Genomic DNA, 15882 nt, shown 5'->3' with positions numbered 1-15882 from the left:
ATCATGAACAAGCGACATGCACTCCAGGCGCTGGCTCTGGCAACCGGCGCCCTGCTTGGCCTGCAAGTCACGGGCTGCACCGAGGCCAAGCCGGCCTTCAATGCGGTCGACATGACCGGGGCCGACTATGCGAAGAACTTCTCCCTCACCGATGCGGATGGGAAGGTCCGCACGCTGGCCGACTTCAAGGGCAAGGTGGTCGTGCTGTTCTTCGGCTACGCCCAGTGCCCCGACGTCTGCCCGACCACCATGAGCGAAATGGCGCAGGTCAAGCAACAACTTGGCAAGGACGGCGACAAGCTGCAGGTGCTGTTCGTCACCGTCGATCCGGAGCGCGACACGCCGGTCGTGATGAAGGCCTACATGAACGCCTTCGACCCCGGTTTCGTCGCATTGATCCCCACGCCCGAACAGCTCGCCGCGATGGCCAAGGACTACAAGGCCTATTACAAGAAGGTCGAAGGCAAGACCCCGACGAGCTACTCGATGGACCATTCGGCCGCGAGCTACATCTACGACACCCAAGGCCGCCTGCGGCTTTACGCCCGCTACGGCGCCGGGGTGGCGCCGATGGTGGCGGACGTGCAGGCGCTGATCAAGCAGGGGTGACGGTCGCCGCGGTCAGTCGTTGCGGATGCCGCGCGCCTTGATCACACCGCCTAGCAGTGCCGTGTCGGTCTTGATGCGGTTGGCCAGGCCTTCGGGCGACGAGCCCACCACCTGCCAGCCCTGAACGAACAGCTTGGCGCGCACATCGGGCGTGCGCACGATATCGCCGATCAGGCCGGCAAGCTTGTCGACGATGGGCTTGGGCATCGACTTCGGCGCCGCAACTGCGTTCCAGATCTCCAGCTGAAAGCCCGGCAGGCCCAGCTCGCTGAGGCTCGGCAGCTCCGGCACCAGCGTGCTGCGGCCGGCCGACGTCACCCCGATCGCGCGCAGCTTGCCCGCGCGCACCTGCGCCATGGCGAGTGCGGGCGGCAGCAACGCCCATTGCAGCTGTCCGCCAATGATGCCGTTGATGACCTGCGGATAGCCGGGGTAGGGCACATGCACCGACTGCGTCTTGAGCGCACCGTTGAGCAGTTCCATGCCCAGGTGGCCGACCGTGCCCACACCTGGCGTGCCGTAGCTCCAGCTGCTGCCCGAGGCGCGTGCCGCGGCCAGGAATTCCTTGTCGGTGGCACCCGGCGCGCCAGCCGGCGCCGCCAGCACCAGCGGGGCGGTGCCCACCAGCGTGATCGGCTGCAGGTCGGTCAGCGGGTCGTAGCCGAGCTTGCTGTTGAGCAGCTTGGCGATGGTCATGTTGCCGTTGATCATCACGCTGATCGTGTGGTCGTCCGTAGCATGTGCGACGATTTCGCCTGCAATGTTGCCGCCCGCGCCGACGCGGTTGTCCACGATCACCGGCTGGCCCAGTGCCCTGGACAGCGGTTCTGCAATCAGGCGCGCGGTGAGGTCCGGCGTCGAGCCGCCCGGAAAACCCACCACGATGCGCACCGGCCGGTGCGGCCAGCCGTCCAGCGGCGATGCCGCGAAGGCGGGGCCGGCAAGCAAGGTGGCTGCCGCGAGTGCGGTGAAGGAGCGGCGGGAGTGGGAGGCGGGCATGAAGTCTTGTCTCTGGTTGATCGGGTGCGGGAGGCAGCAAGCGCCGACAGTATAGAGATCGCGGATGCGCGCCTCAGGCCGGGCTGGCGCGTCGCTTCTTCCTCGCTGCCGCCTCGTCGAACAGGGCTCAACAGGCGCTCTGTCAGGGCACCGACAGCGCACCGCGCTGGCGCAGCGCACGCAGCCGGGCGTAGACGGTCGTGCGCGACAGGCCGAGCTGGCGCGCCATCGCGGCCACATTGCCCTCGTGCAGGTGCCAGGCTTGTTCGACGACGTCCAGCGATTGCTCGCGCCACGAGACCGGTGGCTGAATCTGCGTCTTGGCGCCAGACGGTGGCTTCAACGACACCTCGCCATCGGGCAATGGCTTGTCCATCGGCGCGCGCACGTGCTGCAACCAGACGTGGGAACCATCGGCCTTCGCGATGCGCAGCGGTTGGCGGGCAGGCTGCATCAGTCGCCGACGCTGCGCCGGCAGTGCCCCTGCGAACAGCCGCTGGAGGTGCAAGTCCGGCAGCGGAACGTTCAACGGCAGGTCCAGCATGCGGCGCGCCGGGCGGCTGATGGCTCGCACCGTGCCGTCGTCTTCCACCGCGATCACGCCGGCCAGCGGTCCGTCCATCAGGCGCGGGTCCAACTGCAGGCGCAGCAGATGGCAATGGCGCAGGCGTGCGAACAGCTGCTGCTCGATGCGCAGCGCGGCCAGCCGGAAATGCTCGTGCATCAAGCCTGCGTCCCGTTGGCCCGTGCCGGTGATGTCGAGCACGCCGGCCACGCTGCCGTCCACGCCATGCACCGGCACCGCCAGGCAGAAGACGTCGGAGAACGCATCCAGGTAGTGCTGGCCGCCAGCCACCACGATCTCGGTGCCTTCATGCAGCGCGCAGGCCGGGGCGGTGGTACCCACGTGGCCCTCGCGAAGGCGGCGGCCGGCTTCGATGGGGGCCAGCACGCTGTCGCGCTCCGCCAGATGGCGACGCGCATACAGGATGAGGCCTTCCCGGTCGGCGCAGAAGACGATCCAGCGGTCGCCGCCAAAGGCGCTCCACAGTTGTTCGACCTCGTCGCGTGCGCAGCGCCACAGCGCGGACCTGGCGGCATCGGTGGCCTTCTCGGCCGTGTCGTATTCGGGCGCATCGCCAGGGCGCAGCCCGGCCGCCAGAGAGCGTTGCCAGGAGCGTTCGACGCAGGCGGGAAGGCCGTCCAGCCGATGGGCGGGCAATCCCGCGCCATCGGCAAAGGCATGGCGGACCGCTCGCAGCGCCGGACTCGGTCCGGACGCTGAAGCGCTGATATGGGGCACAGGGGACACGGCAACTCCTATCGCTCAACGACAGCAGAGTGCCATCATGCCCTGTCCGGCGGGCCCGCGGTGTCGAGCGGATACCTCTCGGTGCTCAGGCCGCGATGCGCAGAATGGGCTTGAGCGTGATGCCCTTCGTGCTGTCCTCGGCGGCCTGGTTGATCTGGTCGAGCGGATAGAACTTGACCAGCTTGTCGAACGGGAAACGCCCCTGCTGGTAGAGCTGCACCAACTGCGGGATGAAGATCTGCGGCACGCTGTCGCCTTCGACGATGCCGCGGATGGTGCGCCCGCCCAGCAGCAGGTTGTTGACGTCGAACTCGGCCTTGGTGCCCAGCTTGGGGGCACCGACCACACCCATGGCGCCGAGCGCACCGAGCGCCTCGATGCCAGCGGCCAGCACGTCCGGGCGACCGGTCGATTCCAGCGCGAAGTCGGCGCCGCCGCCGGTGATGGCGCGCACCGCCTCGGTCACATCCTGCTCGCGGCTGTTGATGGTGTGAGTGGCGCCCAGTTCCAGGGCCAGTTCCAGCCGCGAGGGCACCACGTCGATGGCGATGATGGTGGTGGCGCCGGCCACGCGTGCGGCCATCACTGCGCTCAGGCCCACCGCACCAGCGCCGTAGGCCGCGAAGCTGCTGCCTGGGCGCACCTTCAGCGAGTTGATCACCGCGCCGGCGCCGGTCTGGATGCCACAGCCCAGGGGGCCGAGCAGTTCCAGCGGGGCGTCCGCCGGCACCTTGATGGCGTTGTTCTCGCGTGCCAGCGCATAGGTGGCAAACGACGACTGCGCGAAGAAGTGGTCGTGCAGCGGTTGGCCGTCGAGGGTCTGCAGCGCGGTGTGGCCATGGGCATCGCCGCCGCCGAAGTTGCGCGGGAAGAACTCGGCGCAGTAGGCGCCGTGCCCGCCGGTGCACGGGTTGCAGTGGCCGCAGGCGCCATAGGTGAGCACCACGTGGTCGCCGACCTTGAGATCCTTCACGTTCGGCCCGAGCGCCTCGACCACGCCAGCACCTTCATGGCCGAGCACCGCCGGCAACGGCACCGGGTAGTACTGGTCGCGCACGATCAGGTCGGTGTGGCACAGGCCTGTGGCGACGACGCGCACCAGCACCTCGTCGCCCTCGGGGCCGCGCAGGCGCGCCTGCTCGATGGTGAAGGGCTGCTCGGGGGCGTGGGCCACCGCCACGGTGACGTCGCGCAGGTTGGGGGTTGCATTCATGGTGTTCTCCTGTTCTTTTGAGTCAAAGGGGGTAGGCGGGCGCTTCGCCCTGGATGGTCAGCCACTGCCACTGGGTGAATTCCTCCCAGTTGGCCGGGCCGCCGATGCTGGTGCCGTTGCCAGAGGCGCCGACGCCGCCGAAGGGGTTGACGACGTCGTCATTGACGGTCTGGTCGTTGATGTGCAGCAGACCGGTGCGCAGGCGCTCGCCCAGGCGCATCGCGCGGCCGACATCGCGCGAGAGAACGGCCATCGACAGCCCGTACTCGGTGTCGTTGGCCAGGGCGATCGCGTCTTCGTCCGTGTCGAAGGGCACCACCGCCGCGACGGGGCCGAATATTTCCTCGCGGAAGGCCGGGTTGTCCGGGCCGACGCCGCTGAGCACGGTGGGCTCGAAGAACAGGTCCCGATGGCCGCCGCCGGTCTCGATGCGGGCGCCGGCCGCCTGGGCCTGCTGCAGCACGCGTGCGGCATGGTCGCGCTGGGCCGCGTTGATCAGCGGGCCGATGGCGACATCGTCCTTCGCAGGGTCGCCGACCTTGAGGCTCTTCGCCTTGGCGACCAGCTTCTGCAGGAAGGCATCATGGATGCCGCGCTGGACCAGCACCCGGCCGGTGGACATGCAGATCTGGCCCTGGTGCAGGAACACGCCCCAGGCGGTGTTGGCAATCGCCAGGTCCAGGTCGGCGTCGTCCAGCACGATCAGCGAGTTCTTGCCGCCCAGCTCCAGCGACACCTTCTTGAGATGGCGCCCGGCGGCCTCGCCGACCTTGCGCCCGGCCGCGGTGGAGCCGGTGAACTGGATCATGGCCACATGCGGATCGGCGGTCAGCGCGGCACCCGCGGCGCCATCGCCCGGCAGCATCTGCAGCAAGCCCTCGGGCAGGCCAGCCAGCTCGAACAGGCGTGCGATCACGACGCCGCCGCTCACGGCGGTGCGCGGGTCCGGCTTGAGCACCACCGCGTTGCCCAGCGCCAGCGCCGGCGCCACGGCGCGCATGGCGAGGTAGAGCGGGAAATTGAACGGTGCGATCACGCCGACCACGCCCAGCGGTCGCCGCCGCGCCAGGCTCAGCCGTCCCGGTGTGGACGGCAGCACCTCACCCTGGCTGCGCGAGGGCAACCCTGCCGCCTCGTGCAGCGCCTTGGCATTGATGGAGGCCTCGAAGCCGGCCTTCAAGCGGGTCGAGCCGCTCTCGCGCACGATCCAACCGGCAATCTCGTCGAGGTGCTGTTCGGCCAGTTGTGCGGCGCGGCGCAGGACCTGGGCGCGCTGCTCCCAGGGCGCATTGGCCCAGGCACGCTGGGCTTGGGCGGCGCTGGCGGTAGCCAATGCGATCTGCGCGGGGTCGGCCAGGCCCACGCGGCCCAGCGTCTGGCCGGTGGCCGGCTCGACCACGTCGGCGCCCGCCGCGGCACGCTCCCAGCGGCCGGTGAACAGCGCACCGTGCCAGAAGTCGCCTTGGAGAAGAGAGGAGTCTTGCATGCTTGTCTTTCGTTCTTTGGGTTGGATCGCCAGCCGGCCGCAACCGGGCGCGGCTGGCCAGGTCAGGCGAAGTGCTTTCGCAGGAAGGTGCCGGTGCGCGTCATCAGCGGCTCCACGACGGCCGGCAGCGCGCCGGCCATCTCGATGAAGCCGTGGACCATGCCGGGCACTTCGACATGGTCGACCGGCACGCCTGCCGCCTCCAGCGCATTCCGGTAGAGCCGGCCGTCGTCGCGCAGCACGTCGCAGGCGGCGGTCACGATCAGGGCCGGCGGCAGGCCGCGCAGGTCGGTGGCGCGCAGCGGCGAGACGCGCGGATCCGTTCGATCGAAGCCGGCGACGAAAGGCCCCGCCAGTCCGGCCATCAGCGCCAGGGTCAGGGGTGGCACGGCGCCGTTCTCGCGTCGCGAGGGAAACTTGTCGCTGGCCGGGCTCAGGTCGGTCGACGGGTAGAACAGCACCTGCGCGCGCAGGGCCACCTCGCTGTCACGCAGCTGCTGCGTTGCCACCGCCGACAGGCTGCCGCCGGCGCTGTCGCCTGCCAGCGCCATGCGCGCGGCGTCCAGGCCCAGCTCGGCGGCGTGAAGGGCCAGCCAGCGCAATGCGGCCACGACATCGTCAGGGCCGGCGGGTGCCGGGTGTTCCGGCGCCAGCCGGTAATGCACGCCGACGACCGCACAGCCCGCCGCCTGGGCCAGTCGGCGGCAGACCTTGTCGTGGCTGTCGAGGTCGCCAAGCACCCAGCCGCCACCGTGCAGGTAGACGGTGACTGGCAGCGGCGCATCGGTCGGGGCCGGGTCGTTGCCCTCGGCCAGCGGAAGGTAGAGCCGCAGCGGGATCGGGCCGGCAGCGCCCTCGGCCTTGAGATCGCGCACCTGGCGCACGGGCAGGGGTGCGCCGCCGAGCAGGGCGCTCATCTGTTGGTAGGCCTCGCGCGCCTGGGGGATCGGCAGCGATTCCATCGGCGGGGCGCCGCTGGCGGCCATGGCTGCCAGGACGGCCTGGACGTCGGGTGCCAGGCGGGTGATGTCGAAGGGGTCGACTTTCGGCAGATCTGCCGAGCTTTGGGGAGGTGGATGCCGCTTGCCGATCATGGCGGCATCGTAGGCAGGGCGCGCTGCCAGGCCCATCCGGGTTTGCAGGCGGCCCGCCAGGCCTTGTCTGGTGAGGCCAGTGCCCGCTCATGTGTCCAGAAACTGGACATGCGGCAGGCGCGATGCGCCGTGCCGTGCCGCGGAGGATCAGGCGAATTCCGCCAGTGCCTTCTTCATCTTCTTCATGGCGGCCACTTCGATCTGGCGAATGCGCTCGGCCGAGACGCCGTAGTCAGCCGCCAGTTCGTGCAGCGTCATCCCGCCCGAGCCGTCGTCGTTGACCTTGAGCCAGCGCTCTTCCACGATGCGGCGGCTGCGCTCGTCCAGCGCTGCCAGCGCCGTCGAAATGCCGTCGCTCGACAGGCGGTCGCGCTGGCGCGATTCGAGTTGCGCGGTCGGCTCCTGCGTGGCGTCGGCCAGGTAAGCGATCGGGCCGAACGCCTCGCCACCTTCGTCCGCGGGCGAGGGGTCGAGCAGCACGTCGCCGCCCGACAGGCGCATTTCCATCTCCAGCACTTCCTCGCGCTTGACGTTGAGCTTTTCGGCCATCTGCGTGACCTGGCCTTCCGTCAGCGTGGTGCGGTGGGTGTCGCCATCGGCCGCGGCATCGTCGGCCTTGAAACCCTGTTTCATTGAGCGCAGGTTGAAGAACAGCTTGCGCTGGGCCTTGGTCGTCGCGACCTTGACCATGCGCCAGTTCTTCAGGATGTACTCGTGGATCTCGGCCTTGATCCAGTGCATGGCGTAGCTCACCAGCCGCACGCCCTGATCGGGGTCGAAGCGCTTGACGGCCTTCATCAGGCCGACGTTGCCTTCCTGGATCAGGTCGCCATGCGGCAGCCCGTAGCCCAGGTACTGGCGGGAAATGGAGACGACCAGCCGCAGGTGCGACAGCACGAGCGCACCGGCGGATTCGAGATCGTTGTGGTCGCGCAGCTTGCGCGCAAAACCCTGCTCTTCTTCGAGCGTCAGCATCGGCAGGCGGTTGGCTGCCGAAATGTAGGCGTCCAGGTTGCCCAGCGGCGGCACCATCGACCATGGATTGGCGACCGCGAGTTGGGTGGCAGAGGCTCCAGACAGTGTTGTCATTGGGGAAACTCCTTGGTTGGCATCATATTAGCACTCGGTTAGAGGGAGTGCCAAGTGCAGGGTTCCCCAAAATTCCTATCGGGGTGATAGACGGCGGGCATGGGGGCCGGGCCCTGTCTTGGACCCCCGTTCAGCCCAGCAACGCGTTTGCGAACTCCCGCGCGTTGAAGGTTTCCAGGTCTTCCAGCTTCTCGCCGACACCGATGAAATAGACCGGCACCGGCCGTTCCCGCGCAATGGCGCAGAGCACGCCGCCCTTGGCGGTGCCGTCGAGCTTGGTCACGATGAGGCCGGTCAGCCCCAGGATTTCATCGAAGGCGCGCACCTGCGCCAGTGCGTTCTGGCCGGTGTTGCCGTCGATCACCAGCAGCACCTCGTGCGGCGCGGTGGCGTCGGCCTTGGTGACCACGCGCTTGATCTTCTTGAGCTCGTCCATCAGGTGGAGTTGCGTGGGCAGGCGGCCGGCCGTGTCGACCAGCACCACGTCCTTGCCACGCGCCCTGCCTGCATTCACGGCATCGAAGCTCACAGCCGACGGGTCCCCGCCCTCGTTGCTCACGATTTCCACCGTGTTGCGGTCGGCCCAGACCAGCAATTGTTCGCGGGCGGCGGCACGGAAGGTGTCGGCCGCGGCCAGCAGCACCGAGGCGCCTTCGTTGGCCAGGTGCTTGGTCAGCTTGCCGATGGAGGTGGTCTTGCCGGCGCCGTTGACGCCGGCGACCATGACCACGGTGGGTGTGAACTCGCCGATGACCAGCTGCTTTTCCAGCGGCTTGAGCAGGTCGGTGACAGCGTCGGCCAGCAGCACGCGCACTTCCTGGGCATTGCGCGGCATCTGGCTCTTGACGCGGCGGCGCAGGTCTTCGAGCAGGTAGTCGGTCGCCTTGACGCCGGTGTCGGCCATCAGCAGCGCGGTTTCCAGTTCCTCGTACAGCGCCTCGTCGATCTGGGCATTGACGAAGACGGCCTGGATGCCGGTGCCCGTCTTTCGCAGGCCGGTCTTGAGTTTGTCGAGCCAGCCGGTGCGCTCGGGCACGGGCGCCGGGGCCGGCGCGGCGGTGATCGGTCGCAGGGCCGGCGGCGGTGCGACCACAGGCAGGGGCACGGGCACGGCGGGCTGCGGCGCAGGGGGTGAAGGAACGGGTGCAGGCGTGGGGGCCGGCGAAGCCGCAGGCGCGGCGGCGGGGGCTGGCGGCGGCACCGGCACCACCGGTTCGGGCGCCGCTGCGGGCTTGCCGCCGAACCAGGTCGATGGAGAGAACACCGATTTGGCCGGCGCGGGCGGCTCCGCCGACGCAGGGGCCGCATCGGCCGGTGGAGGGGCCTGGGCGGGCGCAGGGCTGTCGGCCGGTGGTTTTTTCTTGAAGAAACTGAACATCTGATGGTTTTTACAATCGGACCCATTCTATGAAACACCCCAAGCCACGCCACACAGCGTTCGGTGCGGTCCTGGCTTTGGCGTTTGCCGCGCCCTGGACATGGCCCGCTTTTGCCCAGACCCCCGTGTTACCCGGTGCCGTGCCGGTCGCATCCGACGCCAGTGCCTCCGCTGCCGTCGCGGCCCAGCAGTTCACCCTGTCCAATGGCATGACGCTGATTGTGCAGCCCGATCGGCGCGCGCCCACGGCGGTCCAGATGGTCTGGGTGCGTGTGGGTTCGCTCGACGAGGTCGACGGCACCTCCGGCGTGGCCCATGCCCTTGAACACATGATGTTCAAGGGCAGCAAGACGGTGAAGCCAGGCGAGTTCTCGCGCCGCATTGCCGCCCTCGGCGGCCAGGAAAACGCCTTCACGACGCGCGACTACACCGGCTACTACCAGCAGATTCCGGCTACGCGGCTGGAAGACGCGATGAAGCTGGAGTCCGACCGCTTCGCCAACAACCAGTGGCCCGACCTGGAGTTCCAGCGCGAGATCGAAGTGGTCAAGGAAGAGCGCCGCATGCGCACCGAAGACCAGCCGCGCGCGCTGCTCGGCGAGCAACAGAACGCGGCCGTCTTCAATGCCTCGCCCTACCACCGCCCGGTGGTCGGCTGGATGAGCGACCTCGACGCCATGACGCCGGACGACGTGCGCGACTTCCATCGGCGCTGGTACGTCCCGGCCAATGCCGCCATCGTGGTGGCTGGCGACGTGGACGTCGCCAAGGTGCGGGCGATGGCCGAGACGTATTACGGCCGTATCCCGGCCCGTGCCCTGCCGGTGCGCAAGCCGCGCATCGAACCCGAACAGCGCGGCATCCGCCGCATCGAATTCAAGGCGCCCGCCGAGCAGTCGTACGTGTCGCTCGCCTTCCGCGTGCCGCAGTTCAACCCCGACGTGCTTCGGCCTGCCGCCGCCGGTGGTGCTGCGGGCACCATGCCGGCCGCGAGCCCGCAGAGCGATGACGCGCTGGCGCTGGTCGTGCTGTCGGCGCTGCTCGACGGTTACACCGGCGCGCGACTGGAGCGCCATCTCACTCAAGGCCCCGACCGCGTGGCCGACTCCGCCGGCTCTTACGCCGGATTCATCGGCCGTGGCCCGCAGCTCTTCATGCTCGAAGGCGTGCCCGCCACAGGCAAGACGCCCGAGGCCGTCGAAGCTGCGCTGCGCGCCGAGATCGCGCGCGTGGCCCGCGATGGCGTGGAGGCGGCGGAGCTGGCGCGCGTGAAGACGCAATGGGTGGCCAGCGAAACCTACAAGCGCGACTCGGTCATGGCCCAGGCGCGCGAACTCGGCAGCAACTGGGTACAGGGCCTGCCGCTGGATGCCGACGCACGCTTGATCGAACGCCTGCAGGCCGTGACGCCTGCGCAGGTCCAGGCCGTGGCCGGCAAGTACTTCGGCGACGACCAGCTCACCGTCGCCACGCTGCGGCCCCTGCCGCCCGAGAAGAACCGCCGCGCGCGCGGTTTCGCTGCCCCCGCGGGCGACCTGCGCTGACCCGCGCCGTGTTCTGAAAGAGCTCTCCCTATGTTGTTGAATCTCCCGAAATCCACCGTCGGCGGTCTGTTGGCGGGCGCGGCGCTGCTGTGCGGACTGAACGCCCAGGCCGCCATCCCGATCGAACATTGGACGCTGGCCAATGGCGCCAAGGTCTATCTTGCGGCCACCCAGGCGCTGCCCATCGTCGATGCGCAGATCGACTTCGATGCGGGCAGCCGTCGCGACCCGGCCCCGCAGGCCGGCCTCGCCAGCGTGAGCGCCAGCATGCTCGAGAAGGGTGTGCGCGCCAGCGGCGGCGACCCGGCGCTCGACGAGAACGCACTGGGCGAAGCCTGGGCCGACCTGGGCGCGAGCTTCGACGCGAGTGCCGGCCAGGAGCGCACCAGCTTCACGTTGCGCACGCTCGCCGACCCGGCGCTGCTCGGAAAGGCCGTGCAGCTCGCGGCGCGCGAGATCGGCGAACCCGCCTTCCCCGACGAGGTCTGGCAACGCGAACGCGCGCAGATCGGCGCGTCGATCAGGGAGGCCAACACCCAGCCCGCCACCGTGGCGGCCAAGGCCTTTGCGCAGGCCGTGTACGGCGCGCATCCCTACGGCGTGGAGACGACCGAGGCGACGCTCGCGCAGATCGACGTGGCAGCCATGCGCGCCCGCCACGCCCAGTTGATCCAGCCCTGCCGGGCCAAGATCAGCATCGTGGGGGCGGTCACGCGCGCGCAGGCCGACGTCATTGCCACGCAATTGCTCTCGCGCCTGCCCGCACCCGCGGCAGGCGAGGGCGGGTGCGCGCCACTGCCGCCAGTGGCAGAGGTCGCGCCACTGGCCGCGCCGCAGGACCTGCGCATTCCGTTCGCCTCGGCGCAGGCGCATGTGCTGATCGGCCAGCCGGGCTACGTGCGCCGCGACCCGCAGCACTTCGCGTTGAACCTGGGCAACTACATCCTGGGCGGCGGCGGTTTCGTCTCGCGCCTGACCGAAGAGGTGCGCGAGAAGCGCGGCCTGGCCTACAGTGTCTACAGCGGCTTTTCGCCCGGCCTGCAGGCGGGCGCCTTCCGCGTGGCGTTCCAGACCCGGCCCGATCAGGCTGACGAAGCGGTCAAGGTGTCGCGCGAGGTGCTGCGCAAGTTCGTCGCCGACGGACCGACCGCCGCCGAACTCAAGGCCGCCAAGGACAACCTGATCGGTGGCTTTCCGCTGCTGCTCGACAGCAATCGCAAGCTGCTGGGCAATGTGGCCAACATCGCGTGGAACGACCTGCCGCTCGACTACCTGGACACCTGGACGGCCCGCATGAACGCCGTGACCGCAGCCGAGGTCAAGGCCGCGTTTGCAGCCAAGTTGCAACCCGATCGCATGGTCACGGTGGTGGTCGGCGGCAAGGACTGAGCCCGGGGCATGCACCTTCATCGGCGGCGCGGGGCTGGCACGCGCTAAGCTCGGCCCATGAAGAAGGCTCCCTTTCCCACTACACCCACCACCCCCAAGACACCCAAGCACGACAAGCGCCCGCACGAGGTGCGCATCATCGGCGGCCAATGGAAGCGTACGCGGCTGGCTGTCGCCGACAAGCCCGGCCTGCGGCCCACCCCCGACCGCGTGCGCGAAACGTTGTTCAACTGGCTCGCGAGCCTGGCGGCCGTCGGCGGCGGCGAACTGCCCGGCTGGCAGTGCGTCGACGCCTTTGCCGGTACAGGCGCCCTCGGTCTCGAGGCTGCCTCGCGCGGTGCCGGCGCCGTGCTGCTGTGCGAGCAGGACCCTGCGCTGGTCGCGCAGTTGCTGACGATCAAGGGCAAACTCGGCGCCGATGCCGTGCGCGTGGAGCGGGGCAATGGCCTGACGGCCATCGAGCGTTCGGTCGCTGGCAGCCTGCACGTCGTGTTCCTCGATCCGCCTTTCGAAAACCCGGCGCTGTACGAGCCGGCCTTGCGTGCGGCCGCCCGCGCCCTGCGCCCTGAAGGTGCCGTGTACCTCGAGGCGCCGCGCAAGTGGAGCGACGAAGAACTCGCCGCGTACGGCCTGGAAAGCTATCGCTATCTGAAAGCCGGTGCGGTGCATGCGCATTTGCTGCGGCCGCGTGCGGAGGGGACTGCATAATTCCCATGGAACGTGGCCGCCCCGGCTGCGCAAACAAGGGAACACGATGTCCAGCGTGATCGCGGTATACCCAGGCACTTTCGACCCCATGACGCTGGGCCACGAAGACGTGGTTCGGCGTGCCACCCAGCTTTTCTCCAAGGTGGTCGTCGCCGTGGCGGCAGGCCACCACAAAAAGACGCTGTTCTCGCTGCAGGAACGCATCGAGATGGCGCGGCAGGTGGCCGAACCTTTCAAGGACCAGGTCACGGTGGAGAGCTTCTCCGGGTTGCTGCGCGACTTCGTGGTTGGCCGTGGCGGCAAGGCGATGGTGCGCGGATTGCGCGCGGTCACCGATTTCGACTATGAGTTCCAGCTCGCCGGCATGAACCGTTCGCTGATGCCCGACGTCGAAACCGTGTTCCTCACCCCCAGCGACAAGTACCAGTTCATCTCCAGCACCTTCGTGCGCGAAATCGCGATGCTCGGCGGCGAGGTCGACAAATTCGTCTCTCCCTTTGTGCAGGAAAAGCTCGCAGAGAAGGTCCGCAGCCTCGAACGGGAATGATGGCCATGGGCAGGTGCGCAGCACGCAGCGCCGGGACATGCCGATGAAGCTGCGCCTGCATGCGCTCGGCGACGCTGCACTGCTGTGCGAACTGCCGCCGCCGGCCACGCTGGCGCGTCAGCAGAAGATCTGGGCGCTCGCCGCCGAGGCGAGACAGTGGCGCGGCGTGCGCGAGGTGCTGCCCGGCATGAACAACCTCACGCTCGTGTTCGACCCCGTGGCCACGGAACAGGCCGAGCTCGAAATGCAGGTGCTCACCGCCTGGCCGCAGCTTGCGGGCGCGGCCATCGAGGGCCGCGACATCGTGGTGCCCGTGGCTTATGGCGGTGACGACGGTCCCGATCTCGGCGCCGTCGCTGCCCACACGGGTCTCTCGCCCGCGGAAGTGGTGCGCCGCCATACCGGCGGAACGTACACCGTGTATCTCGTCGGCTTCCTGCCGGGTTTCGGTTTCCTCGGCGGCCTGCCGCCTGAACTCGCAACCCCCCGGCGGGCCGAGCCACGCACCGCCGTGCCCGCGCGCTCGGTGGGCATCGGCGGCGAGCAGACCGGCATCTATCCGCTGGTGTCGCCCGGCGGCTGGCAACTGATCGGCCGCACACCGCTGGCGCTGTTCGACCCGCTGGCGGCTGAGCCGACCTTGCTGCGGCCCGGCGACCGGGTGCGCTTCGTCGCGGAAAGCGTGCACACATGATCGTCATCGCCAAGCCGGGCATGCTGGCGTCGGTGCAGGACCTGGGTCGGTACGGCCATCGTGAGCGCGGCATCTGCCCGGGCGGTGCCCTCGATGCCCTGGCGCTTGCGCTGGGCAACCGGCTTGTGGGCAATGCCGACGGCGCGGCCGGGCTCGAGCTCACGATGGGCAACTGCGAACTGCGCTTTGAATGCATGACGCGCATCGCCCTGACCGGCGACGATTTCGGCGCCACGCTCGACGGCCTGTCGGTGCGTGCGAATTGGAGCTTGCCCGTGCGCGCCGGCCAGACGCTTCGGCTGGGCGCTTTGAACACCGGCAGCACCAAGGCCGGGCTGCGCAGTTGGTTGGCCGTTGCCGGCGGCATCGACGTGCCCGAGGTGCTCGGCTCGCGCAGCACCGACCTGAAGGCGGGCTTCGGTGGTCATGAGGGGCGGGCGCTCAAGAAGGGCGACCGTCTGCCGCTGGGCCGCTCGTCGCTCAATGCCTTGCAAACGGCGCAGCGCAGCTTCGGCCTGCGCGGGCCGGCCTGGGCCATGGAAGGCCCGGATGCGGCGCCAGCGGCCGAGGCCATCGCCCTGCGTGTGATGCCCGGCCCGGAGTACGCGCAGTTCACGGCAGCCGCGCACCGGGCACTGTGGAACGACCCCTGGCACATCACCCCTCAGAGCAACCGCATGGGCAGCCGGCTCGAAGGCACGGCGCTCCAGCGCGAGCGCCCGCTGGACATGCTCTCGTCGGGCGTCATTCCCGGGACGATCCAGGTGCCGCCTTCGGGCCAGCCGATCATCCTCATGGGCGATGCCCAGACCACCGGCGGCTATCCGCGCATCGGCGTGGTGATCCGTGCCGATCTCTGGAAGCTCGCCCAGGCGCCGCTCAAGGGGCGCCTGCGGCTGGTGCAGGTCGATGGCACCCAGGCACAGCAGGCCTGGCTCGCACAGGAACGCTATCTGCGCCAGGTGGCCCAGGGGCTGGCGTCCGCCGGCTGGCCCGTGGCGGCCGCCTCTTTCTCTCCATCCTCAGCAGCAGGAGCACACGATGCAGATTGACTTGAATGCAGACTTGGGCGAAGGCGCAGGCAGCGACGAAGCCCTGTTGCAACTGGTGAGTTCGGCCAACATCGCCTGCGGCTGGCATGCGGGTGATGCAAACACCATGCGCCAATGCGTGCGCTGGGCGCTCGATCGGGGCGTGGCCATCGGCGCGCACCCGAGCTTTCCGGACCGGGAGAACTTCGGGCGCAGTCCCATGAACCTGCCGCCCGAGGAGATCGTCTCGGGTGTGCTCTATCAGATCGGCGCGCTGGCGGCCATCGTCAAGGCTGAAGGCGGTGCGCTTTCGCACGTCAAGGCGCACGGTGCGCTCTACAACCAGGCGGTCAAGGAGCCTGCGCTGGCCGAGGCGCTGTGCGAAGCGGTGCGGCGCTTCGACCCGAGCCTGAAGTTCTTCGGCCTGGCCGGCAGCCCGATGATTGCCGCGGCCGAACGCGCCGGGCTGCAGCCCGTCGAGGAAGTGTTTGCAGACCGCGGCTACATGCCCGACGGCAGCCTGGTGCCACGCAGCCAGCCGGGTGCGCTCCTCGTCGACGAAGCGCTGTCGCTGGCGCAGACACTGTCGCTGGTGTGCGACCACCGGGTCACGGCCATCGACGGCAGCTCGGTGTCGGTCAATGCACAGTCGGTCTGCCTGCACGGCGACGGGGCGCATGCGCTGGCCTTTGCACGCCGCATCCGCTCGACGCTCGAGCGCGAAGGCATTGCGGTGATGGCCGTTTGATGGCGGTCGCCCGCACCATTCGCGCCACCTGAGTGGGTAGC

General features: G+C 69.0%; 15 protein-coding genes. 8 read left to right on the top strand and 7 right to left on the bottom strand.

Annotation, left to right across the window (positions count from 1 at the left end; genetic code table 11):
• Positions 1 to 3 precede the first annotated feature (3 nt).
• Entirely contained in the window at positions 4 to 609 is a 606-nt protein-coding gene (locus J2W36_RS14355; RefSeq protein ID WP_307690424.1) for an SCO family protein, read from the top strand.
• Positions 610 to 621: 12 nt separating this feature from the next.
• Here the strand turns inward: J2W36_RS14355 and J2W36_RS14350 are convergent, their stop codons facing one another.
• The 7 genes from J2W36_RS14350 to ftsY all read right to left on the bottom strand — a co-directional run bounded on the left by J2W36_RS14350 (position 622) and on the right by ftsY (position 9180).
• Positions 622 to 1608 (bottom strand): Bug family tripartite tricarboxylate transporter substrate binding protein, encoded by a 987-nt coding sequence (locus J2W36_RS14350; RefSeq protein ID WP_307690423.1) that lies wholly within the window; start codon positions 1606 to 1608, stop codon positions 622 to 624.
• A gap of 142 nt (positions 1609 to 1750) precedes the next feature.
• Positions 1751 to 2920, bottom strand: coding sequence for a GAF domain-containing protein (locus J2W36_RS14345; protein WP_307690422.1), 1170 nt, complete (start codon positions 2918 to 2920; stop codon positions 1751 to 1753).
• Positions 2921 to 3005: 85 nt separating this feature from the next.
• Positions 3006 to 4133: an NAD(P)-dependent alcohol dehydrogenase gene (locus J2W36_RS14340; RefSeq protein WP_307690421.1), complete on the bottom strand. Its 1128-nt coding sequence runs from the start codon at positions 4131 to 4133 to the stop codon at positions 3006 to 3008.
• Between the two features lie 22 nt (positions 4134 to 4155).
• Positions 4156 to 5619: a benzaldehyde dehydrogenase gene (locus J2W36_RS14335; protein WP_307690420.1), complete on the bottom strand. Its 1464-nt coding sequence runs from the start codon at positions 5617 to 5619 to the stop codon at positions 4156 to 4158.
• A gap of 62 nt (positions 5620 to 5681) precedes the next feature.
• Positions 5682 to 6749, bottom strand: a complete 1068-nt coding sequence (locus J2W36_RS14330; protein WP_307690419.1) for an alpha/beta hydrolase — start codon at positions 6747 to 6749, stop codon at positions 5682 to 5684.
• Between the two features lie 111 nt (positions 6750 to 6860).
• Entirely contained in the window at positions 6861 to 7802 is a 942-nt protein-coding gene (gene rpoH, locus J2W36_RS14325; RefSeq protein ID WP_307690418.1) for an RNA polymerase sigma factor RpoH, read from the bottom strand.
• Between the two features lie 130 nt (positions 7803 to 7932).
• On the bottom strand, positions 7933 to 9180 hold the full coding sequence (gene ftsY / locus J2W36_RS14320; protein WP_307690417.1) for a signal recognition particle-docking protein FtsY: 1248 nt from the start codon (positions 9178 to 9180) through the stop codon (positions 7933 to 7935).
• A 29-nt stretch (positions 9181 to 9209) separates the two neighbouring features.
• Here ftsY and J2W36_RS14315 point away from each other — a divergent pair, with 29 nt between their 5' ends.
• The 7 genes from J2W36_RS14315 to pxpA are packed head-to-tail and all read left to right on the top strand — an operon-like array spanning position 9210 to position 15841.
• Positions 9210 to 10724 (top strand): M16 family metallopeptidase, encoded by a 1515-nt coding sequence (locus J2W36_RS14315; RefSeq protein WP_307690416.1) that lies wholly within the window; start codon positions 9210 to 9212, stop codon positions 10722 to 10724.
• 30 nt (positions 10725 to 10754) lie between these two features.
• Positions 10755 to 12113: a M16 family metallopeptidase gene (locus tag J2W36_RS14310; RefSeq protein ID WP_307690415.1), complete on the top strand. Its 1359-nt coding sequence runs from the start codon at positions 10755 to 10757 to the stop codon at positions 12111 to 12113.
• Between the two features lie 57 nt (positions 12114 to 12170).
• Positions 12171 to 12821, top strand: coding sequence for an RsmD family RNA methyltransferase (locus J2W36_RS14305; RefSeq protein ID WP_307690414.1), 651 nt, complete (start codon positions 12171 to 12173; stop codon positions 12819 to 12821).
• Between the two features lie 46 nt (positions 12822 to 12867).
• A complete protein-coding gene (coaD, locus tag J2W36_RS14300; protein ID WP_307690413.1) occupies positions 12868 to 13368 on the top strand; it encodes a pantetheine-phosphate adenylyltransferase in 501 nt (166 codons plus the stop codon).
• 43 nt (positions 13369 to 13411) lie between these two features.
• Positions 13412 to 14062, top strand: a complete 651-nt coding sequence (pxpB, locus tag J2W36_RS14295) for a 5-oxoprolinase subunit PxpB (protein WP_307690412.1) — start codon at positions 13412 to 13414, stop codon at positions 14060 to 14062.
• Entirely contained in the window at positions 14059 to 15114 is a 1056-nt protein-coding gene (locus J2W36_RS14290) for a 5-oxoprolinase subunit C family protein (protein WP_307690411.1), read from the top strand. Before pxpB ends, J2W36_RS14290 begins: the two co-directional genes overlap by 4 nt.
• Positions 15104 to 15841 carry a 5-oxoprolinase subunit PxpA gene (gene pxpA, locus J2W36_RS14285; RefSeq protein ID WP_307690410.1) on the top strand — a complete coding sequence of 246 codons (738 nt, stop codon included), beginning with the start codon at positions 15104 to 15106 and terminating at the stop codon, positions 15839 to 15841. The genes J2W36_RS14290 and pxpA overlap by 11 nt, the downstream gene beginning before the upstream one ends.
• Positions 15842 to 15882 lie beyond the last annotated feature (41 nt).

The organism is Variovorax ginsengisoli, from assembly GCF_030811835.1.
Lineage (GTDB): Bacteria > Pseudomonadota > Gammaproteobacteria > Burkholderiales > Burkholderiaceae_C > Variovorax > Variovorax ginsengisoli_C.
This window is presented reverse-complemented; position numbering and strand designations above follow the sequence as displayed.